The organism is Rosenbergiella epipactidis (assembly GCF_018494055.1).
GTDB lineage: Bacteria > Pseudomonadota > Gammaproteobacteria > Enterobacterales > Enterobacteriaceae > Rosenbergiella > Rosenbergiella epipactidis.
Genome location: NZ_JABBFQ010000007.1, coordinates 41056 through 64906, shown reverse-complemented (window position 1 = coordinate 64906; position 23851 = coordinate 41056). Strand labels below are relative to the sequence as shown.

Here is a 23851-nt window from a genome sequence, read left to right as displayed (position 1 = left end):
TGGCAATGGGGTGAAGCATGCAGTTTTCTAAAATGCATGGCCTAGGTAACGATTTCATGGTGGTTGATGCCGTTACTCAGAATGTGTTTTTTTCTCCAGAACTGATACGACGCTTAGCTGATCGCCATTTAGGGATTGGTTTCGATCAATTATTGGTGGTAGAGCCACCCTATGACCCAGACCTCGATTTCCACTACCGCATTTATAATGCGGATGGCAGTGAAGTGGCGCAGTGTGGAAATGGGGCGCGCTGTTTTGCCCGTTTTGTCCGGCTAAAAGGATTGACCAACAAGAACAGTATTCGGGTCAGTACGCAAGCTGGACAGATGGTGCTAACCGTTAACCGCGACGAGTTGGTGCAGGTCAACATGGGGGAACCCAAGTTTGAACCGTCAGAGGTGCCGTTTAGAGCCAATAAGGCAGAAAGTCTCTACCTGTTACGTGTTGAAGAGAGAACCGTGATGTTTGGCGCGGTCTCGATGGGTAACCCCCACTGCGTGATCCAAGTTCAAGCGACCGCGACCGCAGAAGTCGAAGTCCTCGGACCTATTCTCGAAAGCCATGACCGCTTTCCGGAACGGGTCAACGTCGGTTTTATGGAAGTGGTCAACCGCGAACATATTCGGTTACGCGTCTATGAACGTGGCGCGGGTGAGACACAAGCCTGTGGCAGTGGCGCGTGTGCGGCGGTAGCGAGCGGAATTCAACAAGGATTGCTGAGTCAGAATGTTCGGGTTGATCTACCGGGTGGGACCCTGCATATTGCCTGGCAGGGACCGGGAACGCCGCTGTTTATGACCGGGCCAGCCACTCACGTTTATGATGGATTTATTCACTTATGACCACTCACCAAGAACAGACGGCCTTACCGAGTCAACCGCTAGATGATGAGCGGGTGAGCGAGTACCTTCGCGAGCACCCTGATTTTTTTATTCATAATGCGCGTCAAGTCGAACAGATGATTATTCCTCATCCGGTAAAAGGCAGTGTGTCTTTGGTCGAATGGCAGTTGACCCGTCAACGCCAACAAATAGTGAATCTAGAGCAAGAGATCACGCTGTTAATGGAGCAAGCGCAAGCGAATCAGCATCTGTTTGGCCAGCTACTCCATTTACAATCGCACCTTGCTACCGCCAGCGATCTCGCCGAATTACAAAGCCGTTTACACTATTGGGCGAGGGGACTGGGTTTAGCGGGGGCAACCTTTCGTTTATTCAATGACAGCTGGCAGTTGGCCGCCCCGTCTGGATTCCACCATTTGGGACTAGATCGCAACGCTTTCACGCCATTACAGTTGCAGCGCTTTACGCAAGACAGCCACTATCTTGGACGCTTACAGGGCCCAGAACTGCTGTTATTGATCCCTGAAGCGAAAGCGATTGGTTCGGTGGCACTCTCCTTACTGACGGACAAAGGGCGAGATGTCGGCGTTTTGATCTTTAGTAGCCGTAATAAAGATCACTATCACCCAGGCATGGGAACAGAATTATTGGATTGCATCGCAGGCTTTCTTCCCCATTTACTGACGCGTTGGATTAGTCGATCATGACGGGCGAAGCCAACGTATTGTTTCAACGCTGTGAAGCCTATTTACGTTATTTACGGGTCGAGCGCCAGCTCAGTCCCTTGACCATTTCCAATTATCAGCGGCAGTTACAGGTCATCTGCGATTTCTTTACGGCAGCCTCCTTAAATGATTGGTCGCAGCTTACCCCAGTCCATATTCGTTCTATGGCGGCGGCATCGCGGCGAGAAGGGTTAAAAGCCTCGAGTCTTGCTCTTCGGCTCTCATCATTACGGAGTTTTCTTGATTGGCAAGTCTCACAGGGCTTGTTAGTGGCGAATCCCGCTAAAGGGATCGCGACGCCTCGAGCGGGCCGGCCGTTACCCAAGAATATTGATGTCGATTCCGTCAATCAGTTACTGTCAATCGATCTCAATGATCCGCTATCGGTTCGCGACCGCACCATGCTTGAGGTGATGTATGGCGGAGGACTGCGTCTTTCCGAATTAGTGAACTTAGACTGTCAGCACCTCGAGTTAGAGTCGGGCGAAGTATGGGTGATGGGCAAAGGGAGTAAAGAACGACGCCTACCCATTGGCCGCACGGCGATAGAGTGGCTGGAGCGCTGGCTGGCGATGCGTGAACTCTTTCTGCCAGAAGATCAGGCGGTCTTTGTCTCGCAACAGGGGAAGCGTATCTCGACGCGTAACGTTCAAAAACGGTTTGCCCAGTGGGGCGTGTTGCAAGGCATCACGACGCATGTCCATCCGCATAAGCTGCGCCACTCTTTTGCCACGCATATGTTAGAATCGAGCGGAGATTTACGCGCCGTGCAAGAGCTTTTAGGTCATGCGAATCTCTCGACAACGCAGATCTATACGCACTTAGACTTTCAGCATCTTGCCTCGGTCTATGATGCCGCCCACCCCCGTGCTAAACGAGGTAAACCCTAATGCGCTTCTATCGACCGATTAACCGTCCGCAGGCGATGACATTCGACTTGGATGATACGCTTTATGATAATCGCCAAGTCATCCTTACTACAGTTGAAAAAACCCATCAGGCACTGCAAGCGTGGCATCCTCGCTTGGCGACGATTACGCCCCAAGATTATGACCGCGTACGGCTATCGGTTGAGCAGCAATATCCAGAGATTGTTCATGATGTCACAGCGTGGCGCCACGCAACCTTAGTGAGCCTTATCCAGAGCGTAGGGTTACCCCTCGAACAGGCCCAAGCGGGTGCCGCAGAGGTAATGACTGTCTTTCATCAGTGGCGCAGTGCGGCGCACATTCCCGAAATGACCCACCGAGTGTTGGCAGAATTAGCGGCGAAAATCCCGTTAGTCGCCATCACTAATGGTAATGCCGATGCTGAGCAGCTGGGTATCGCCCACTATTTTACCTTAGTGCTACGGGCGGGGCCTGACGGTAAAGCAAAGCCTTACGGTGACCTCTATCAGGTTGCCGCAGCGCATCTCTCTCTCGCGCCCAATACCGTTCTACATGTCGGCGATGATCTGATTACTGATGTACAAGGTGCGCTGGTGGCAGGATTTCAAGCCTGCTGGATCAATGATCGTCAACAGAACCTGATCTCTGCTAGCTCGGCGCGGCTTCTCCCTCATCTCGAAATTTCGCGGTTGGATTCACTGACCAGCTTGCTATAATGGCTGTGGATATATACAGCCTCCTCTTACTAATGCAACGGTGCTTATGGACGTTTCTGAACTGCTCGACGGCTTAAATGACAAACAGCGCGAGGCGGTAGCCGCCCCGCGGAGTAACTTATTGGTTTTAGCTGGCGCAGGCAGTGGTAAAACCCGAGTACTAGTCCATCGCATCGCTTGGCTACTCACGGTTGAGCGCTGTTCTCCGTATTCCATCATGGCGGTAACCTTTACCAATAAAGCCGCTGCGGAGATGCGTCATCGGATCGAGGAAGTGGTGGGAACCAGCCAAGGCGGGATGTGGATCGGCACGTTCCATGGCTTGGCGCATCGTCTACTGCGTGCACACCCGCTTGACGCTGGCCTACCCGCCGACTTCCAAATTCTCGACAGTGAAGATCAGTTACGTCTTCTAAAACGCTTGATCAAAGCATTAAACCTCGATGATAAGCAGTGGCCAGCGCGGCAGGCCATGTGGTACATCAATGGCAAAAAAGATGAAGGTTTACGGCCAAAGCATATCGATAGTTATGGCAATCCGGTCGAGAAAACCTGGTTATCCATCTACCAAGCCTACCAAGAAGCCTGTGATCGGGCAGGGCTGGTGGATTTTGCTGAACTGCTGCTGCGCGCCCATGAGTTATGGCTTAACAAACCTCATTTACTGAATCATTACCGTGAACGCTTCACGAATCTCTTAGTCGACGAATTCCAAGATACTAACAATATCCAATACGCTTGGATCCGCATGTTAGCGGGTGACAGTAGCAAAGTAATGATTGTCGGCGATGATGACCAATCGATTTATGGATGGCGCGGTGCGCAAGTAGAAAATATCCAACGCTTTCTTAGCGATTTTCCTGGTGCAAAGACCATTCGCTTGGAACAAAACTATCGATCCACGCGTAATATCTTACAAGCCGCAAATATTCTGATCGCTAATAACTCGGGACGACTCGGTAAAGAGCTTTGGACGGAAGATGATTCCGGTGAGCCGATTTCGCTGTATTGTGCCTTTAACGAGTTGGACGAGGCTCGTTTTGTCGTTAACCGTATTCGTCAATGGCATGAGCAGGGCGGTGCACTGGCCGATTGCGCCATACTTTATCGCAGCAATGCTCAGTCACGGGTACTGGAAGAAGCCTTGCTACAAAGCACCTTGCCTTACCGTATTTATGGCGGGATGCGCTTCTTCGAGCGACAAGAAATTAAAGATGCCTTAGCCTATCTACGATTGATGGCCAACCGTAATGACGATGCGGCGTTTGAACGTGTCGTTAATACCCCTACGCGGGGCATTGGCGACCGGACGCTGGATGTTGTTCGCCAATTCGCACGCGACCGCCAAATGACCCTTTGGCAAAGTGCCCGTGAACTGCTGCAAGAAAGAGTGTTGGCGGGTCGCGCGGCATCTGCCTTACAACGCTTTATCGAACTTATTGAGTCCTTAGTCTACGAAACTGGAGAAATGCCGCTGCACGTCCAGACCGATCGGGTCATTAAAGATTCCGGACTATGGATAATGTACGAGCAGGAGAAAGGGGAAAAAGGTCAAGCCCGGATAGAGAACTTAGAAGAACTCGTCACCGCAACGCGTCAATTCAGTTATCAAGACGAAAATGAAGACTTAATGCCACTGCAAGCTTTCCTCTCTCATGCTGCGCTGGAAGCCGGCGAAGGGCAAGCGGATAAATGGCAAGATGCGGTCCAACTGATGACTCTGCACTCGGCGAAAGGCTTAGAATTTAGCCAAGTCTTTATTGTCGGGATGGAAGAGGGGATGTTCCCGAGCCAGATGTCTATTGAAGAGAGTGGCCGCTTGGAGGAAGAGCGTCGCTTGGCTTATGTGGGGGTCACTCGAGCGATGAAAAAACTGACGCTAACATTTGCCGAAAGCCGACGGTTATATGGTAAGGAAGTCAGCCATCGTCCGTCACGGTTCATTGGTGAGTTACCGGAAGAGTGCGTTGAAGAGGTGAGATCTCGCGCGAATATCACGCGCCCGGTCGACACCAAGCGAATGGGCGCGCCAGTGGTAGTCAATGACAGCGGCTGGTCGTTAGGGCAGCGAGTGCGTCATAGCAAGTTTGGGGAAGGGACTATTATCAATCTTGAAGGCAGTGGCGAACATTGTCGCTTACAAATCGCATTTCAAGGACAAGGCGTGAAATGGCTTGTTGCGGCTTATGCACGTTTAGAAACAGTTTAATGGTTAGGGTTCTTGACGATATTTTCGTCTCGTCGTACCATGCGCGCACTATAATTCTTAGAGGACAATGACCTTGGACACACCCAGTCGATGCTGGATCAATTTCCTACTGATTAGGAAAAACTGCTAAGGTTACCGTTCTTTGGCCGGTGAACTTAGCTGTTTACCGGTGATTATTTCCCGTCATCATGATCGTCAGCACTGATATTTTCACAATCTGTGAGCCCCGTGTTCAAGTAACGCTACTTTACTCACTAAGATAAGTGAGGAATGGCTTTGTCTTGTCCCTGCCGATAAAGCAAGGGGAGTCATACTGCTATGTTGAGTGCTTTCAAACTCGAAGAAAATCGCTTAAGCCGGATGGAACCTGAAGAGAGCAATGTTGCACTCTCAAATGCCGTTTGGGTCGATTTAATCGAACCAGAAGAAGATGAACGCGATCTGGTGCAACAAACCCTCGGTCAAGGTTTGGCAACACGGCCTGAACTTGAAGATATCGAAGCCTCGGCACGTTTTTTCGAAGACGAAGACGGGCTACATATCCACTCATTCTTCTTTTATGAAGATGCTGACGATCACGCGGGGAATGCGACAGTCGCGTTTACTATCCGTGATGGACGTCTTTTCACCTTACGCGAACGTGAGCTTCCCGCTTTTCGCTTATACCGGATGCGTGCCCGCAGCCAAACCTTAATCGATGGGAATGTTTTCGAAGTGTTATTGGACCTGTTCGAGACCAAAATCGAGCAGCTCGCCGACGAAATCGAGAACATTTACAGCGCCTTAGAAAAATTAAGCCGCGTGATCATGGAAGGGCAGCAGGGGGAAGAGTATGATGCCGCGCTCTCTCGTCTGGCAGAGTTAGAAGATATCGGTTGGAAAGTCCGTCTCTGTTTGATGGATACTCAACGCGCCTTAAACTTCTTGATCCGTAAAGCTCGCTTACCGGCCAATCAATTAGAACAAGCCCGTGAGGTCCTGCGCGATATCGATTCATTATTGCCACACAACGAATCACTTTTTCAAAAAGTTAACTTTTTGATGCAAGCGGCGATGGGTTTTATCAGTATTGAGCAAAACCGTATCATCAAAATATTCTCGGTCGTCTCAGTCGTCTTCCTGCCGCCAACACTGGTGGCATCCAGCTATGGGATGAACTTTGAGTTTATGCCAGAACTGAAGTGGAGCTTTGGTTATCCCGGCGCTATCCTATTGATGATATTGGCAGGTTTGGCACCTTATCTATACTTTAAACGTAAAAACTGGTTATAACCTTCACTACGGCGCCCAAGGCGCCGTTTTTATGGGTCTTCGCCAACTGGTGTGACACTGGCGCAATACATCGCCTTGTTTACACAAATACAATTAATCATAAAGTGTTTAACTTATTGGCGTAAATCAACTTTCTAGCGTAAAAGTCGGTTTTTAATGTGATTTAATCCACATATTGTCAAAAATCTTATTCATAATTGATAATATTTAATTCAGTTTTTTACAAAATGAAACGCTTAATTACGACTAAAGATGTACCTTTAGGGCTCACACCAAGGGAGTCTAATTATGAAAAAAACAACTATCGCTATGCTCGCTTTACTGGCACTACCGGCTGCTTCTTTTGCAAAAAGTCTCTCCGTAACTGATATCTCGTTACAAGGCGCTGAAAATAAAATTATGAAGATTGCCGATAACCACGATGCTGATTACACCATTACCGGTGCAAGCTCTGGTAACTTCGTCAGAATGACGGCTGTGTTACACAATATCCAAGATGTTTCAGGATTAGGCCGTAAGAATTAATCAAGCGTTTTGGGGGGTGATATAGCTTTTCATCCTCCACTATAATACTTTATTCTACCCCGTCAGCTTTCCCGCTTGCCTCCGGTTTCTGCCTAAATAAGTCCCAATTCCACTTAGCACAGAGAAGTTCTCTTTTATCATCATATTCTGCTGTCATAAAAAGCCATTTCAGGTCAAAATTACGCCCTTAATCGGAATTTTTTTTAGTCACATTTGACGAATTTGATCAATTACGGGTGATAGGGACAACTATGCAACGAAAGTGTTTGGTATTGGCGGCAGCGCTGGCGTTACCTCTAGGGGCTAATGCAGAAAGTAGTGGGTATGATGTGGGCGTTCAAAATAACCCGCCAGTTCATGGCAGCATCATCTCCAATCTATTACAACCCCATGATAGCGCTTTCGTTCTCTATCCTTACGAAAGTAACTATGTGTTGTATACCTACACCAGTAATATCAACAAGGGCGCGATTGAGAGCTATAACTGGGGTCATAATGCCCGCAAGGACGAGCTAAAATTCCAATTAAGCTTAGCCTTCCCAATCTGGCGCGGTATCTTGGGTGATAACTCAGTCTTAGCGGCATCTTATACTCAGCGTTCTTGGTGGCAAATCTCGAACAGCAAAGAGTCTTCACCCTTCCGCGAAACCAATTATGAACCACAACTCTTCGTTGGCTGGGCGACCGATTACTCGCTCGGTGACTGGACCTTACGCGATGTCGAGACCGGTTTTAACCATGAATCCAATGGGCGCAGCGATCCGACTTCCCGTAGTTGGAACCGTGGCTACCTGCGTTTAATGGCAGAAAATGGTAACATGACAGCCGAAATCAAGCCTTGGGTGCATCTTGATACGGGCGGTGGTGACGACGATAACCCAGATATCATCAAATATATGGGGCATTATCGTGCTAAATTAGGCTACAAATGGGGCGAAAGCGTCTTCAGCGTTGAAGGGCAATATAACTGGAATTCCGGTTACGGTGGCGCTCAACTCGGCTGGAGTTATCCAATCACTCATAACGTCAGATTTTACACCCAAGTCTACAGTGGTTATGGCGAATCGTTGATCGACTATAATCACCGTCAAACGCGGGTTGGTATTGGTCTAACTCTTAATGATGTTCTCTGATTAAAACAGGTAGCGTGTGGCAACAGTGCTAGAAGCGGACCGGGAGGCTGACGCCATTCAGGTACTGCAGGAAACGTTCGGTTACCAGCAGTTCCGTCCCGGTCAAGACAGTATTATACAAGCGGCGATCTCTGGACAAGACTGTCTTGTGGTAATGCCTACTGGCGGTGGTAAGTCACTGTGTTACCAAATACCCGCGTTAGTGCGTAACGGACTAACGCTGGTGGTTTCCCCTCTGATTTCCCTGATGAAAGATCAGGTCGACCAGCTGCGCGCGAACGGTGTCAGCGCCGAGAGCCTGAATTCAAGTCAACCGAGAGAGATTCAGCAGCAGATTTATCAAGCCTGTCGAGAAGGTAAGGTTAAGCTTTTATACGTCGCGCCAGAGCGTTTGATGATGGAGAGCTTTCTCGACACCTTGAGCAGCTGGCATCCCGCACTGATTGCAGTCGACGAGGCACACTGTATTTCGCAGTGGGGACATGATTTTCGTCCCGAATATGGCGCAATAGGCCGCCTACGAGAAAGATTTCCCACACTGCCGATCATGGCCTTAACGGCAACGGCAGACAGTACCACTCGCCAAGATATCTTGCAGCGTCTTCAGCTCCATGAACCCTTCATTCAGGTAAGTAGTTTCGACCGCCCTAACATTCGCTATACGCTGGTCGATAAGTACAAACCCACGGACCAGTTACTCACTTACTTACGCGACCAGCGAGGTAAGTGTGGGATTATTTACTGCAACAGCCGTGCAAAAGTGGAAGATATCACCGCCCGATTACAGAGTCGCGGATGGAGTGTCGGCGCCTATCATGCAGGCCTTGAAGCAGATGAGCGAGCACGGGTACAAGAAGCCTTCCAACGCGATGATCTGCAAATCGTTGTGGCGACCGTTGCCTTTGGTATGGGAATTAACAAACCGAATGTCCGCTTTGTTTTCCATCTCGATATCCCGCGTAATATCGAATCCTATTATCAGGAGACGGGAAGGGCGGGTCGCGACGGATTACCTGCGGAGGCGATGATGTTGTACGATCCCGCAGACATGGGCTGGTTGCGTCGCTGCCTGGTTGAGAAAAGCCCCGGATTAAGCCAAGATATTGAGCGCCATAAGCTCAATGCTATGGGGGCCTTTGCCGAAGCCCAAACCTGTCGACGCCTAGTGCTTCTCAATTACTTTGGCGAAAATCGTCAAGCAGCCTGCGGTAACTGCGATATTTGTTTGGATCCGCCTCGTCGCTACGACGGTTTAGTCGATGCACAAAAAGCGCTCTCTACCATTTACCGCGTAGGCCAACGCTTCGGTATGGGCTATATTGTCGAAGTGCTGAGAGGCGCCGCCAATCAGCGGATAAAAGAGTTCGGGCACGATAAATTGCCGGTCTATGCGATTGGCCGCGACCAGAGTCATGAACATTGGGTTAACGTATTACGACAACTGATTCACCTTGGATTAGTGACGCAAAATATTAGTCAGCATTCCGCACTGCAACTCACAGAGAGTGCTCGACCGGTATTACGCAGTGAGTCACCCTTACAATTGGCGGTGCCTCGCATCATCGTCACCAAGACTCGTCCGGTGGTGAGCCGTTTGTCGGGAAGCCAATACGATAAAAAGCTCTTCGCTAAACTACGCAAGTTACGTAAGGCGATTGCCGATGAGGAGAATATTCCTCCTTACGTGGTGTTCAACGATGCAACACTGATTGAGTTATCGGAGATTCAACCGATATCGCCCTCTGAAATGTTAGGGATAAATGGTATTGGGCAACGTAAATTGGAACGTTTTGGACGTCCTTTTATGCAGTTGATTAAGCAACATTTAGACGATGAGTAATTCATTCTGCCGCGAGGCCTAAACAAGGAGTTTTCATGATATCCCTTTTTGTTACCGTTGCCGTTGTCCAGATCGTGGCTCTGGCCAGTCCCGGTCCTGACTTTTTCTTTATTTCACAGACGGCGGCGAGCCAATCACGGCGTGATGCGTTTAAAGGCGTGATCGGTATTACGCTTGCCGTCGCGATTTGGGCGGCGGTCGCTCTGCTCGGCTTGAACCTCATTCTGAAACAGATGGCTTGGTTACATCAATTGATCCTGCTGGCTGGAGGGGCTTACTTGATGTGGATGGGCATTCAAATGATTAAGTCAGCGCGTCAACCGCAACCTGCCGGCGCAGAAGTTACCTCGGTCACCCCATCGCGTAAGAAAAATATCTTTCTTCGAGGCTTATTAACCAACCTCTCTAATCCGAAGGCGATTATCTATTTTGGTAGTATCTTCTCGTTAATTGTCGGCGATGATGTGAGCAGCGCGACCCGTACCGCAATCTTTATCCTAATCGTGGCGGAAACATTGATTTGGTTTAGCTTGGTTGCCACACTCTTCTCACTTCCTTGGGTCAAGGCAAAATATCAGAAACTGGCGAAATGGATTGATGGTATCGCAGGAACGTTATTTGTCGCCTTTGGCTTACACCTGATCTTTTCACGATAAAAATGAAAAAGCACCCGTCACAGTGGACGCATCGAGAGAAATCTTTCTCTGCGTTCGTTACCGGTCCCTTATTGTCGTTTTGGCGTCAGCGACAAGAGCGCCAATTCGTCGGTAAATACGGGGTGGTTATCCGCTATATGCGCATGACTGCCGCCTCGCACAAGAAGGCGATCTTTATTGTACCGGGCCGCTCGGAAAGCTATAGCAAATACCCAGAAGTGGTATGGGACCTGTTCAATTGTGGCTACGATATTTTTGTGATGGACCATCGTGGACAAGGCCTATCGGGAAGACTGTTGGACGACCCACAGCTAGGGCATGTGGCACAGTTCTCGGATTATGTAGACGATTTAGAAAAGTTATGTGAGTTGGAGTTGTCAGGGGGGCGTTATCAGCAGACCTTTGCGCTCGCCCACTCCATGGGCGGGGCTATTGCGACCCTGTTATCTCAGCGTCATCCTTCCCTGTTCACCGCAACGGCGCTGGTTGCCCCAATGTTCGGTATTGTCCTGCCGATGCCCGAATGGGTGGTTGAGCGGATCCTAAATTGGACCGCCACACGACCGCATCTGCGGGAAGGTTTTGCCTTTGGGACGGGGCGCTGGCATGCGACGCCGTTCGGTATAAATACGCTGACTCACAGCCGAGTGCGTTACCAACGTAGTCTACGGTGTTATGCCGATCAGCCAGAATTACAACTGGGTGGGCCGACCACGCACTGGGTGCGTGAGGCAATCTTAACCGGCCGATATATCGAGAGCATTGCCCCAGAGTTACACCACCCTGTATTGCTATTGCAAGCCAGCGAGGATCAAGTGGTTGATAACCAAGCTCAGGACCGATTTTCGCTTGCGAGAAACTTAGCGGGCTTCCCCTGCTATGGCGATCATCCACAAGTGATGGAAGGGGCCCGCCATGAAATTTTATTTGAAAAAGATGAGATCCGTGCCGAAGCCTTACAGAAGATCACGGAATATTTTTCAACCTTTAGTCGTTAATTTTACAGGTTTGAAAGGGTTTTCAACCTGTCCCCTTGAGAGGTCATCATGTACCAAATCGTTGCTTCTGATCTTGATGGGACGTTGCTCTCACCAGAGCACTCCCTGACTGATTTTGCCGCTAAAACATTACAACGCGTGACCGAAAAAGGCGTTTCCTTCGTCTTTGCGACCGGCCGCCACCATGTGGATGTGGGACAAATCCGTGAGAAACTCGGGATAGAGGCTTATATGATCACGTCAAATGGCGCACGTGTCCACGATATGGAAGGCAACCTCGTGTTTGCACACAATCTTGAAACCGCGATCGCCGAAGAGTTAATCTCGCTCTGTTATAACGATCCTGAGATCCTCACACAAATTTATCGAGATGATGAGTGGTTTATCGCTCGGGAAAGCCGCGATGAGGCCTCATTCTTTATGGAATCAGACTTCCGCTATCAGCTCTACAACCCAGCGGATTTCTCTGTCGAGGGCGTCAGTAAAGTTTTCTTCACCTGTAATGACCACCAGCATCTCGTTCAACTTGAAGAGGCGCTAGTCTCCCGTTTTGGCGATCGCGTTAACGTCAGTTTCTCATTGCCAATATGCCTAGAAGTAATGGCCGGTGGGGTGTCGAAAGGTCATGCGCTAGACAGTGTCTCGCGCCGCTTAGGTTACCGCCTTGAAGACTGCATCGCCTTTGGTGATGGCATGAACGATAAAGAGATGCTCAGTATGGCGGGTAAAGGCTGTATCATGGAAAACGGTCAACAGCGACTGAAAGACCTATTACCGGAGCTCGCCGTTATCGGCACTAATGGCCAAGATGCTGTGCCACATTATCTTCGTGAACTGTTTGCTGTTACGGAGTAATCGGGTAAAGGCTGCTGAGGGATCAGCAGCCTGCTAGGGTTACTCAGCCTGTGGATGACGGGCTAACCATGAGACGGCTTTATCGGGGAAGTCTGTGAATAACCCCGGAACATCGGCTTGTTGGTAAAGAATTTGGTATAACTCGTCGACGTTGCTGACATAGCTCGGCAGCTGATCCGCGCGAACGGTATAAGGATGGATGGGGAGCTTGTAGCGATGCGCTGCGGTAACCATCGGGGTTAAGCGGATATGGCCTGGTGTCGACTGTGCATCGATAAGCATATGATAATCAGGGCCAATGCCATCCACTGTTTTCGATAACTTCTCGATCCCTTCAGGAGTCATCATCCAATCGTAATCGTAATTACGCCAGTGACCATTTTGTAAGGTCTGTGTCTCGTTATCCTTGGTGTAAGCGATTAACTGTACCCGTTTGAGATCCATGCCCAGTTGCGGCTCCAGCGTCTGTTTTATCCGCTGAAGCTCATCATAATCAAAACACTGCAACCACGCTTTATCCGTTGGTTTAGTATAACCATACTGTTTTAGGGTGATTAGCACGGCTTTACTGATATCTTTTCCCTCTTTTCGATGAAACCATGGTGATTTTATCTCGGTATAGATACCAATATTTTTACCTGTGGAGTGGTTAAGGCCTTGAATAAATTCCAGCTCTTCTGCCAGGGTATGGACGCGGAATTCCGAGCGATTCATCGGAAAGCGGCCAGGGTAATTCTGAACCTGTTTTTTACCTTCGAGATGAAAACCTTCGGTAAAGTGCAACTGCCTGATTTCCGCGAGAGTAAAGTCGATAGCGTAATAACGGCCATCTGCTCGATGGCGGTTTGGGAACTGCTGATCGACATCGGTGACGCGATCTAAAAAGTGGTCGTGCAGGACGACGAGTTGGTCATCGCGTGTCATCACCACATCTTGTTCAAGATAATCGGCACCTTGCGCGTAAGCCATCGCTTTAGCCGGTAGCGTGTGTTCGGGGAGATAGCCGCTTGCTCCGCGATGCGCAATGACCAGTTTATCTTCGCTGGCATGCGCCATGACGCTGCAGGTAAATAATGCCAGTCCAGTTAATAAATATTTCATTATCTTCTCCTAGTCATTCTGCAGCAGGGTGCGTTTATGTTTCTTTTCACTGATCGTTGTCAGTAGAAGCAGGAGCACGGCTAACACTGACCCGACTATCATGACAAGGAAGCCACCGTCCCAGCCAAAGTAATCAACGGTATAGCCGACGATAGCGCTGGCAGCAACGGAGCCCCCTAAGTAGCCGAACAGGCCGGTAAATCCTGCAGCGGTGCCCGCGGCTTTCTTCGGTGCCAGTTCCAGCGCATGTAAACCGATTAGCATCACTGGGCCGTAGATGAGGAAGCCAATTACGGTCATACACGCCATGTCTACGCTCGGATTACCTGCGGGATTAAGCCAGTAAACGATGGTGGCTAGGGTGACCAAACTCATAAAGATAACGCCGGTTATCCCTCTATTCCCCTTAAAGACTTTATCGGAAACCCATCCACACAATAGCGTTCCCGGAATACCAGCATACTCATAAAAGAAGTAGGCCCAAGACGACTTATCTAAGGTGAAATGTTTGACCTCTTTCAGGTAAGTGGGTGACCAATCGAGAATACCGTAACGCAGCAAATAGACGAAAACGTTCGCTAACGCGATGTACCATAGAAGCTTATTAGGCAGGATATATTGGCTAAAAATCTGTTTGGTGGTTAATTCAGTTTCACTCTCAGCACTGTAGTTGGCAGGGTAGTCATTTTTATAGGCTTCAATGGGGGGTAACCCACAGGATTGTGGGGTATCTCGCATCAGAGCGAAGGCGATCAGGGCAATAATGATCGCCAAGAAAGCCGGCATATAAAACGCGGCTTTCCAATCACCGAACCACATCATGCCTAACAAGAAGAGTAAGGGGGGAATACCGCCCCCGACGTTATGCGCACAGTTCCATACCGAAACGATACCGCCACGCTCTTTTTGTGACCACCAGTGCACCATGGTCCTGCCACAAGGCGGCCAGCCCATACCTTGGAACCAACCACATAAAAACAGTAAGAAAAACATCACCATAATGCTTGAAGTGGCCCAAGGGATAAAGCCCATCATTAGCATCACCAGTGCGGCTAAGATTAGCCCCGCCGGCAGGAAATAGCGCGGATTCGAACGGTCAGAGACCGAGCCCATAATAAATTTGGAGAAACCGTAGGCGATAGAGATGCCAGAGAGGGCAAAGCCTAGGTCGCCGCGGCTGAAGCCTTGTTCAACCAGCGAGGGGATAGCCAAAGCGAAATTTTTTCTAACTAAATAATAAGCGGCATAACCGAAGAAAATGCCGATAAAAATCTGCCAACGTAGTCGGCGATAGGTGGGGTCGATAAGCTTATCAGCGAGTGGTGCGGCATGTGCAGCCGGTTTAAATAGATTAAACATCGTCTTCTCCCTAATCGGATGGACACGAAAGTCAGGCTTCCGTGTGTGCAGGCCGCAAGGGTAACGATTATTGGGGGCAGTAACTTTGACCTATCACACAAATGTTACAAAATATTTAAATAATTGTACTGGAGGACTAGGCGGTGACCAAGGCGCCCGAGGCGTCCCTCACGAAAGGTAATTGTCGAGCGTGTTGTTGGGCATGGGTAATAAAGGCATCCAACATCGGTTGGCGATTTTCACCTTCCCGCGTTGCTGCATACAGACGGCTCCAGATACCGTTGTCCAGCGTTCGTGTCACCACTAACTTTTGCCGCTCAACATTTTCGACCACCCAGTGCGGTAAGGCCGCAATCCCCATATTGGCAGAAACCATCTGGATCAGGAGTAGGGTATTGTCGACAGTTTTTAAGGATGGACTCACGCCAGCCGGTTGCAGAAAATGCCGCCAGATATCCATACGCTGGCGCTGTACGGGATAGATAAGTAGCGTCTCATCGGTCAAATCTTCCGGTAATATCACCGCTTTGGTCGCTAAAGGATGACCCACGGCAACGACCAGTCTTACCTCAAAATCAAAGAGCGGGGTGTAGTGTAGTCCACTCTTCGGCAAAATATCGGAGGTTAATACCAAGTCTAATTCGCCTTGCTGTAAAGCCGGTTGTGGATCGAAAGTCACCCCTGATGCGAATTCGACGGAGACCTGTGGCCACTGTTCGCGAAAGCTGTTTAACGCTGGCGTCATCCATTGAATACAGCTGTGACACTCTATCGCAATGCGTAACGTCGTTTGCTGTGGGGCTTGGCACGCTTGTAGCGCCTGGTGCACCTGCGGTAGCACGCTATCCGCCAGTTGTAATAATACTTCGCCCTGACGCGTAAAGCGTAGCGGCTGACTCTTACGTATAAAAAGCTTAAAGCCTAAACGCTGCTCAATATCACTAAATTGATGGGAGAGGGCTGACTGAGTTTGATGCAAATGAGCGGCTGCGGCGGCTAATGACCCCGTCTGCTTCAATGCCTGCAGTGTTTTCAGATGCTTAATCTCAATCATGGTGTGCCTTAAGGGTAGAAATCATCACTTTATTTATCTAGCAGGTAATGTACTGATTATTATCAGGCGTGTAAACATCTGGATGGCTAAACATCTACGTTATTTTTCTTCAATTTGATCACGCATTTTTTTCATCACCTAATAAATGGATGGCGACTTGGCGTGGCTGCGTAGAATTCCATGGCCGAAGGTCTCACTGACCTTGACGTTGAGTCATTGATTACATAGATTTTAATGAGTGTATCAATAAGGATGCTGGGAAGGGCGCTTCGACAGGACCTCAGCAGGGTAATCAGAACGAAGGAGCAGTGACTGCACGATGAAAAAGAATGATGTCTTACTCGGTCAGGCCGCACGAGCCCATCACTTGGAGTGGGAAACCTATCTTATGTGGGCGGCGGATAGCTTTAAGCTGAATCATAACGCGACGCGGTTGGAAGGTAATGCCCTCGCCAAGTTGATTCCGGTAGTCTCGCCCCACGTGGCCCATGATGACCTCGAACAGCTCGAGTCCTTTGAAGAGTACGAGTACCCTAATGAGATAGGTCCCAGTGTGTATGATATCCACGGGTCGTGTCTCGCCGATATCGATTGGATGGCCGATCGGTTGGACAAGGTACTGTAATACCCCGCCTTAGCGTTATGCGGGGCATCCCTGTTAGCGAGGATAAGTCACTCTAGCGGCGAGAGCTGCATGCCATGACATTTCCTTTCTTACAGGCGAGTGAGGCGTACTGGCGCGCTTTAGGCAGATTTTTATCTACCCCACGCCCATACCGATAAAGGTTCGACAAGTAAAGATAAGAGGTTGCATCGCCCAGGTCAGCCCCTTGTTGATACAGCTCGCGCGCACGCGTGAGATCTTGCGGGACCGCATAACCGTTTTCAAACATGTGCCCCAGTGCGCTGTAGGCAGCAGGCTGTTTTAAACCCGTTCCTAACTGGTAGTAACGCAGAGCTTGCGAGTAATAGTCGCTGCCGCGTAGTTCATACATCGTTCCCGCGGCCAAACAGGCTTCCTCCTGTTGAGACTCACAGCCCTTAATATGTTGGTCGAGTTCCGCTTGCTGTGCATAAGGGGTAGCTGGCGAGGATGACGAAAAATAATCCACAAATCGATGGTAAGTGCTACAGCCCGACAGGGTTAACGCCAATGCTGCCAGAGTGGCAGGAATTAATACTTTCATAGGCCCTCTCATTCAATATAGTGCCCTCAAAGACTGACTCCCTGAGGGTAAGTGAAAAGAGTGTACGCCGATAATCACTTGGGGGCTTTGCGCCTAACTCCGAAAGAGCGGCTCATCGCGGTAAAAGGACATTTTACGTTAAGTGTCCACGTATCGTGACTTCTCGGTCTTCAGGCACTTCATTATAGGACAGGACAAACAGTTCGGTTGAGAAAGAACGCGCATAGCGGGCGAGCAGGGGACGCAATGCTGGCGGTACGATCAATACAGGGGGTAAGTTTTCAGCCTTCATTTGCTGAGTAATCAACGGCATATTGGTTTGTAGCTGTGATAACAAATGCGGATCGAGAGGAATGTTATCTAACTCTTTATTTCCCGCGGCTTGCTGCGCCCTTAATAGGAGATTCTCCAGCTCATCACTGAGCGTGAATACCGCGAGTTGTGGTCGATTTTTGTTGATCCCTTGCATAATCTGTCGACGCAATGCATAACGCACATCGGCAGCGAGAAGGAGCGGGTCTTTGGTGACTTGATGGCCCAGTAACAGCGCTGTGGCGATGGTCACAATATCTTTTAAACTCACACCATCAAGAAGCAGCGTACGGTAAATACGGAGTTGTTGCGCATAGCTAAGGGCTTGCTGCAGGTCATCGCTTAAACGAGGGGCTTGTGCGGCTAAACGTTTATGCAGTTGAGTAATATCGTCATATTGAAACAGTTCTGGCAGGTGAAGTTTCGCCACTTTGTTGACATGGGTAGCAATGACACTGGCACAGTCAACCACTTGATAGCCAAAGCGTAAGGCTTGGCTTTTTTGTGTCGGGTCAATCCAGACAGCGGACATCCCATAAGCGGGATCGGTGCCTAGAATGCCGTCAAGCTCACCGTAAATTTCATTACTGGCCAGCGCCATTAGCTTATCGGCATAGACTTCCCCCATCGCAGCCTGGATGCCTTGCACCGTAATGCTGTATTGGGTGGGTTTTAAGCGGAAGTTTTCTCTTACCTGAATTTCAGGCAGCAACATGCCACTGTTTTCAGACAGAATCTGCCGTACCCCGGTAATACGTTGCGAGAGCAAGCTGCCCTGTGCCGGATCAATCAGCGTCACTAGCTTATACCCCAAGTTCAGGCCGAGCGCCTCGGTCTGGGTAAGGCTTTCCCAATCGACTGACGGAGGCTGAACCTCAAGATGACGGTCGATCTCGGCGGTGGGTATGACCTTCGCCGCTGCGATACGTTTCGACTGACGCCATGCGGTAAAGACCAATAAGAGGGTGAAACTTAAAAAAGCGATATGCGGCATGCCGGGCACTAGGGCCATAACAAACATGATGCCGGCTACCGTATAAAGAACAGTGGGTTGGGCGAGTAGCTGCTCGCGAACTTCATGGCGAATATCTTGCCCATCACTCACACGGGTAACGATGATTGCAGCCGCCGTCGAGAGAAGTAGCGAAGGAAGCTGTGCAACCAGGCCATCACCGATGGTCAGTAACACGTATTGTTGGAACGCTTGGCTGGCATCGAGATGATATTTCACCATCCCAATCGTGATCCCGCCGACCATATTAATCAGCAGTATTAACATCCCTGCTATGGCGTCACCGCGGACAAACTTCGATGCGCCGTCCATCGAACCGTAAAAGTCAGCCTCTCGGGTTACTTCCGCGCGTCGCTCGCGTGCCTGTGTTTGGGTGATGGCTCCGGCATTCAACTCGGCATCGATAGCCATCTGTTTTCCGGGCATGGCATCGAGGGTAAAACGAGCCGATACCTCAGAAATCCGTTCAGCCCCCTTGGTGATAACCACAAAGTTAACAATCATCAGAATAATGAAAACTACTAAACCGACCACAAAATCGCCGCCGATCACCACTTGGCCGAAGGCTTCGATCACTTTACCTGCTGCACCTTCCCCCTCATGCCCATGCAGTAAGACTACCCGAGTTGAGGCAACGTTCAATGATAGCCGTAGCAAGGTAGTGATAAGCAGTAAGGTCGGGAAGATACTAAAATCAAGTGGCCGTTGCGCATTGACTGACACGAGCAGTATCAGGATGGCCAACACGATGTTGAAGGTAAATAGGCAATCGAGAACCAAGGGACTTAAAGGCAAAATCACCATCGACAGTACCGATAAAAGCAGGATCGGTAGGCCGAGTGGAAACTTTTTGGCAGCGTTTATCCATGGCGTGAGTTGGAATTTATTCACTAAATTGTCCTTCGGCTGGCAGCGTTAAGGTTTTATTTATTTTTGGTTTTTGTAATGTGTGATCTTCCCGCCAACGGCGTAACTGCATGACATAGGTCAAGACATGGGCGATGGCCTGATACAGCTGATGGGGGATTTGTTGATTTACTCGCGTTGAGGCGTATACCGCACGGGCCAATGGTGGAAACTCGACCACCTCAATCGCATGCTCTTGCCCCAACTGCCGGATAAACAGCGCGAGATCATCGATACCTTTCGCGACGACATAGGGGGCGGCGGCAGCTTGCGGATCGTATTTTAACGCCACAGCATAATGAGTAGGGTTCGTAATAATCACATTGGCTTGTGGGACGCTTTGACGTAATTGACCTTGGGCTATCTGCCGCTGTAGCTGTCGTAAACGCCCTTTAATCTGCGGGTTACCTTCTGTATTTTTAAATTCGTCTTTGACTTCTTGGCGGCTCATGCGCATCTTACGCTGGAATTGGTAGCGGCTTAATGGCCACTCAACCAGCGCAAAGCCCACCATCAGTACCACAAAATAACCAAAAAGCTTCACTGCTAACAGCAGTCCTGTGGAGAGCACTGTTGGCCAGCTTAGGCGAGACAGCAACATGATCTCAGGTAGGGCATGGCGCAGCAGGATGACTAACATCACCAAGATGATGATGCTCTTCACCATCACCTTACTTAACTCGATCAGGTTATCTAAGGCGACAAGGCGTGCAATTCCCGTGAGGGGATTGAGGCGTTTAATATCGGGCAGTAGCTTAGGCAGGCTAAAGATCCACCCGCCGCTAAAGAGTGCGACTACGCTTCCGGCCAAGGGCACGATACAAAAACTGAGCACTATCATCAGTACGGTATGCAGGCCGCTGCCCACTAAGGAGAGTAGTTCCTCGTTTGAATACGGGGCGACCCGGTACTGAGGGAGGCGCTGAAATAATTCAGCAATCAGATGCCAATACCATGGCGTTAACACTATTAAGGTGGCGAAGGCGACCGCTAAGGACGCCGCAGAGGAGAGCTCTTTCGCACGGCCAGTATCCCCTTTTTCACGAGCCTTTTTGAGTTTACTCGGGGTCGCTTTTTCCGTTTTATCGCTGGCTTGAGACATTGGCCCCTCGCAACAGATCGAACTGGTGAATAATTTGGTTAGTCAACGATAGGTAATGTTCAGACAAGGACGGGATCAATAAAGCAATACTGACAATACCGGCCAAGGTTGCGAGCGGAAAGCCCAGCGAGAATAAATTAAGGCTTGGCGAAACCTTATTGAGTAAGCCAAATACGCCTTGAATGAGCAACATAATGATCGTCGAAGGCAGTGCAATAATTACCGCTGCAGAGATAATCCAGCCAAAACTACTGATCAGCACCTGTAAGCTGGGCCAACTTAAGGCAGCGCCGATAGGCCAATAGATAAAGCCTTTGTATAAGATAGTGATCAGCAGTAAGTGCCCGTTTGCCGCAAAGAAAATCAGGATCGCCGTTAAGTTGAACAGTTGTGCCACCAAGGTATTACTTGTGCCATTCACCGGATCGTTCTGAACTGCCATCGATAAGCCCATATTCATCGCAATAATTTGCCCTGCCGTTTGTAACGACGAGAAGGCGAACTGAAGCAGTTGACCAAAAATCGCCCCCCAGCCGATCTGTTCTGCGACAAGTATCAACAGAGTGGTCGAGAGTAGCGGGGGTAAGGGCGGGAGCGTGAGTAATGGGCCAATAAGCGCGGTGAGCACAAGAGAGAGGAGTAACCGAACTTTTCGCGAGATCAGTGCGCTTTCGGCGAGGGGGCTGAACTGTAGAAAGGCGAGTATGCGCACCCAAGGCAATAATAGGGTAAGGAGATGACTGTAGAAGCCCGTTAAGTCCAACATGCTGCTACCCAGTCAGGGAACCCGCTTGATGGAACAATAACTCCGTAAAATCGATCAATTTGATCAATATCCACTTCCCCGCGACGATTAATACCAGGAGTGTCACCACTAATCGCGGTAGAAAACTGAGCGTCTGTTCGTTAATTTGTGTCGCCGCTTGGAAGATACTGACACAAAGGCCGACGACGAGACCGGGCAAGATAATGACGGCTGAAATGAGCAGGACCAGTTGAATGGCACCTCCCATCTGATCGCTAATACTATCCAGCGTAAACATCTTAAAACCCCTGAATACTGTGTGTAAGCGTACCGGTAATTAATGTCCACCCATCACATAAAACAAACAGCAGCAGTTTAAAGGGTAAGGAGACGACCATAGGCGATAGCATCATCATCCCCATCGCCATCAAAATACTCGAGACGATCAGGTCGATAACCAAGAAAGGCAGATAGATCATAAAGCCAATCTGGAAGGCGGTTTTTAGCTCACTCAGCAGATAAGCGGGGGTGATGATCGTAAGATCCTGATCTTCGGGATTACCGCTGACTTTCGCGATACTCATAATCTGCGCGAGCGCTGGTTTACTGGTTTGCGCGAGCATAAATTTCTTCAAAGGGTCACTGGCGCGCTGCAGGGCATCGGTTAATGAAATCTGTTGTGCTTGATAAGGCTGAAAAGCCTGTTGATTGATGGTGGTCCAAACGGGGCGCATCACCAACAAAGTAAGACATAGTGCGATACCCGTGAGAACTTTGTTCGGCGGCGTTTGCTGTAACCCTAATGCTTGGCGCAAAATCGCTAACACGATAATAAAGCGGGTAAAACTGGTCATCATCAATACCATGATCGGCAATAAACCGAGCAGGGTCATCAGCACCAGCACTTCAATATTGACACTAAATTGCTGTGAACCATTGGCCGCTTGTGTACTGAACAGGGTTAATCCTGGTTCGGCGGCAAAGAGTGGGGCAGAGGCTAACAGCCCGATACTGGCCAGAAAGCAACCAGCGTTGGCAGTCAGCTTCATGACGTTAGATCACTCAACGATTGTCCAGTAAACTCGATAATACGTAAGCCATACTTATCATTTACCACCACGACCTCGGCTTTACCAAACAGCACGCCGTTAACTTTTAAATCAAGCGGCTCTCCTGCCATCTTATTTAATTCAATGACTGAACTGTTATCGATCGCCAATAACTCGGCGAGGGAGACATTCACCGAGGCCACTTCAAGCGTTAAGGTAAGGGGAATTCGGTTAAAAAGCTGCCGTTTACGCTCATCGGCTTTTTGTTGTGCGTAGTCGGTAGGTGAGCCGGTATCTGTCACTTGCGGGCTAAGATCATCCAAGTGAATATCGTCCAAATTAAACGCGGACGGCGTCGTATTATTATCGTAGTTCATACTGCGTTACCTGCTGTAATGATCAATAAAATCTGACAAGACGAGCTGACCTTGATGCTCAGAAACTTTAGCTTGGAAGAGGACTTCATCGCCTAAAATAACCGGCACTGACTCATTCAGAAAAATAGGCAAAACCTCTTCAACCTGTAAGGACAGCAGGCGTTCCAGCGTTGTTTCAACACTCGCCAGCTGGGCCGTTAAGGTAAAGGGAACCCGCCGCAATTGACGTTCCAACTGGTCGCCGGATAGAGTCGTGTGCACAGGCTGTTCATTCTCTTGGCGTAAACCACTTAACATCTGATCAATCAGTTGATGATCAAAATGTAACGTGATGACACCTTGTGGGTAGCTGCGAAGTTGAAAGGAGAGAGACCAAGCCCAATGGCTGTGTTGCTGGTTATGATGGGGCTGTAAGCGAATAGGTAACCCAACCACCTCGGGCGTCAAAAATATTTGACTGATCTCATCTCCAAGCCGCTCTTGCAACCGTAACTCTGTCTGAGTGATCTCATTCGTCTCGTTCAGGTCAGCGCTATCGGTGACGCCATAAAAGTCATTTAATAATGTCAGTAATAAAGGTCGGTCTATTTCGAAGGCTATTTTTCCAGCAGAGCAGGAATAAAGTTGGTGGCATTTCTTATTTTCTTCGATAGAAAAAATAATATTAGCTAGCGAAGTATTAATTCTGAATTTATTTAAAAAATAACGACTGACGCTCGCATCGAAATTATCATAATTTTTATTAATATGTTCTGCGAGCTTATGCCAAGGCTTACCAAGCTGACTGACCGCCAGAGGTAGCACGTTATCCTCGCCGTCAATGTTTAGTTTTTTCAGTGTATCTTTAGCGAAAACCATGTTCTGTCCGGCGTTCTGATGCTGTATCTGATAAGCAATACTAAGCATTTCATAAGGAATTATTAATAATATTATGAGATATTGGTTGCGGCTTGCAAGGGTTTTGTTTAGATTTGTATCAGAAGATT

At 49.2% G+C, this 23851-nt stretch carries 24 protein-coding genes; 13 read left to right on the top strand and 11 right to left on the bottom strand.

From position 1 onward, the window contains the following. Positions 1-17: 17 nt before the first annotated feature. The 12 genes from dapF (at position 18) to yigL (ending at position 12661) form a co-directional block, all read left to right on the top strand. Positions 18-842, top strand: coding sequence for a diaminopimelate epimerase (gene dapF / locus HGT71_RS11570; protein WP_214217938.1), 825 nt, complete (start codon positions 18-20; stop codon positions 840-842). After that, a complete protein-coding gene (locus tag HGT71_RS11565) occupies positions 839-1549 on the top strand; it encodes a DUF484 domain-containing protein (RefSeq protein ID WP_214217936.1) in 711 nt (236 codons plus the stop codon). Before dapF ends, HGT71_RS11565 begins: the two co-directional genes overlap by 4 nt. Further along, entirely contained in the window at positions 1546-2457 is a 912-nt protein-coding gene (gene xerC, locus HGT71_RS11560) for a tyrosine recombinase XerC (RefSeq protein WP_214217934.1), read from the top strand. The genes HGT71_RS11565 and xerC overlap by 4 nt, the downstream gene beginning before the upstream one ends. After that, positions 2457-3173 carry a 5-amino-6-(5-phospho-D-ribitylamino)uracil phosphatase YigB gene (gene yigB, locus HGT71_RS11555; protein WP_099823064.1) on the top strand — a complete coding sequence of 239 codons (717 nt, stop codon included), beginning with the start codon at positions 2457-2459 and terminating at the stop codon, positions 3171-3173. Before xerC ends, yigB begins: the two co-directional genes overlap by 1 nt. Positions 3174-3219: 46 nt before the next feature. After that, a complete protein-coding gene (gene uvrD / locus HGT71_RS11550) occupies positions 3220-5382 on the top strand; it encodes a DNA helicase II (RefSeq protein WP_214217933.1) in 2163 nt (720 codons plus the stop codon). A 318-nt stretch (positions 5383-5700) separates the two neighbouring features. Next, positions 5701-6654 carry a magnesium/cobalt transporter CorA gene (gene corA / locus HGT71_RS11545; RefSeq protein ID WP_048911200.1) on the top strand — a complete coding sequence of 318 codons (954 nt, stop codon included), beginning with the start codon at positions 5701-5703 and terminating at the stop codon, positions 6652-6654. A gap of 288 nt (positions 6655-6942) precedes the next feature. After that, on the top strand, positions 6943-7179 hold the full coding sequence (locus tag HGT71_RS11540; protein ID WP_214217932.1) for a DUF1471 domain-containing protein: 237 nt from the start codon (positions 6943-6945) through the stop codon (positions 7177-7179). 251 nt (positions 7180-7430) lie between these two features. Continuing rightward, complete coding sequence (gene pldA, locus HGT71_RS11535) at positions 7431-8312, top strand: phospholipase A (protein ID WP_214217930.1); 882 nt, start codon at positions 7431-7433, stop codon at positions 8310-8312. Between the two features lie 16 nt (positions 8313-8328). Further along, positions 8329-10152: an ATP-dependent DNA helicase RecQ gene (gene recQ, locus HGT71_RS11530; protein ID WP_214217929.1), complete on the top strand. Its 1824-nt coding sequence runs from the start codon at positions 8329-8331 to the stop codon at positions 10150-10152. Between the two features lie 35 nt (positions 10153-10187). Then, positions 10188-10808, top strand: a complete 621-nt coding sequence (gene rhtC, locus HGT71_RS11525; RefSeq protein WP_214217928.1) for a threonine export protein RhtC — start codon at positions 10188-10190, stop codon at positions 10806-10808. A gap of 2 nt (positions 10809-10810) precedes the next feature. Then, positions 10811-11806, top strand: coding sequence for a lysophospholipase L2 (gene pldB / locus HGT71_RS11520; protein ID WP_214217927.1), 996 nt, complete (start codon positions 10811-10813; stop codon positions 11804-11806). Between the two features lie 48 nt (positions 11807-11854). Beyond that, positions 11855-12661 carry a sugar/pyridoxal phosphate phosphatase YigL gene (gene yigL, locus HGT71_RS11515; RefSeq protein WP_214217925.1) on the top strand — a complete coding sequence of 269 codons (807 nt, stop codon included), beginning with the start codon at positions 11855-11857 and terminating at the stop codon, positions 12659-12661. A 39-nt stretch (positions 12662-12700) separates the two neighbouring features. On the opposite strand, the gene glpQ is transcribed toward yigL, so the two are convergent. The 3 genes from glpQ to metR form a co-directional block, all read right to left on the bottom strand. Then, positions 12701-13762 (bottom strand): glycerophosphodiester phosphodiesterase, encoded by a 1062-nt coding sequence (gene glpQ / locus HGT71_RS11510; RefSeq protein WP_214217923.1) that lies wholly within the window; start codon positions 13760-13762, stop codon positions 12701-12703. Between the two features lie 9 nt (positions 13763-13771). Next, on the bottom strand, positions 13772-15121 hold the full coding sequence (gene glpT / locus HGT71_RS11505) for a glycerol-3-phosphate transporter (RefSeq protein ID WP_214217921.1): 1350 nt from the start codon (positions 15119-15121) through the stop codon (positions 13772-13774). A 136-nt stretch (positions 15122-15257) separates the two neighbouring features. Continuing rightward, the gene (metR, locus tag HGT71_RS11500; RefSeq protein ID WP_099823072.1) at positions 15258-16175 is read right to left on the bottom strand and encodes an HTH-type transcriptional regulator MetR; all 918 of its coding nucleotides are present in this window, start codon (positions 16173-16175) and stop codon (positions 15258-15260) included. 319 nt (positions 16176-16494) lie between these two features. On the opposite strand from metR, the gene HGT71_RS11495 reads away from it, so the two are divergent. After that, positions 16495-16800: a hypothetical protein gene (locus tag HGT71_RS11495; RefSeq protein ID WP_099823073.1), complete on the top strand. Its 306-nt coding sequence runs from the start codon at positions 16495-16497 to the stop codon at positions 16798-16800. 52 nt (positions 16801-16852) lie between these two features. Here HGT71_RS11495 and HGT71_RS11490 read toward each other — a convergent pair whose 3' ends face one another. The 8 genes from HGT71_RS11490 to HGT71_RS11455 form a co-directional block, all read right to left on the bottom strand. Beyond that, positions 16853-17362, bottom strand: a complete 510-nt coding sequence (locus tag HGT71_RS11490; RefSeq protein WP_214217919.1) for a tetratricopeptide repeat protein — start codon at positions 17360-17362, stop codon at positions 16853-16855. Positions 17363-17495: 133 nt separating this feature from the next. Next, positions 17496-19577 (bottom strand): flagellar biosynthesis protein FlhA, encoded by a 2082-nt coding sequence (locus tag HGT71_RS11485; protein ID WP_338327775.1) that lies wholly within the window; start codon positions 19575-19577, stop codon positions 17496-17498. Next, a complete protein-coding gene (flhB, locus tag HGT71_RS11480) occupies positions 19570-20694 on the bottom strand; it encodes a flagellar biosynthesis protein FlhB (RefSeq protein ID WP_214217917.1) in 1125 nt (374 codons plus the stop codon). Before flhB ends, HGT71_RS11485 begins: the two co-directional genes overlap by 8 nt. Then, entirely contained in the window at positions 20675-21460 is a 786-nt protein-coding gene (locus tag HGT71_RS11475; RefSeq protein WP_048911217.1) for a flagellar biosynthetic protein FliR, read from the bottom strand. The genes flhB and HGT71_RS11475 overlap by 20 nt, the downstream gene beginning before the upstream one ends. A gap of 4 nt (positions 21461-21464) precedes the next feature. After that, the gene (gene fliQ / locus HGT71_RS11470) at positions 21465-21737 is read right to left on the bottom strand and encodes a flagellar biosynthesis protein FliQ (protein ID WP_048911218.1); all 273 of its coding nucleotides are present in this window, start codon (positions 21735-21737) and stop codon (positions 21465-21467) included. 1 nt (position 21738) lies between these two features. After that, positions 21739-22488: a flagellar type III secretion system pore protein FliP gene (gene fliP / locus HGT71_RS11465; protein WP_099823077.1), complete on the bottom strand. Its 750-nt coding sequence runs from the start codon at positions 22486-22488 to the stop codon at positions 21739-21741. Beyond that, positions 22485-22865 (bottom strand): FliM/FliN family flagellar motor switch protein, encoded by a 381-nt coding sequence (locus tag HGT71_RS11460; protein ID WP_214217915.1) that lies wholly within the window; start codon positions 22863-22865, stop codon positions 22485-22487. Before HGT71_RS11460 ends, fliP begins: the two co-directional genes overlap by 4 nt. A 6-nt stretch (positions 22866-22871) precedes the next feature. After that, complete coding sequence (locus HGT71_RS11455) at positions 22872-23723, bottom strand: FliM/FliN family flagellar motor switch protein (protein ID WP_214217913.1); 852 nt, start codon at positions 23721-23723, stop codon at positions 22872-22874. Positions 23724-23851: the final 128 nt, after the last annotated feature.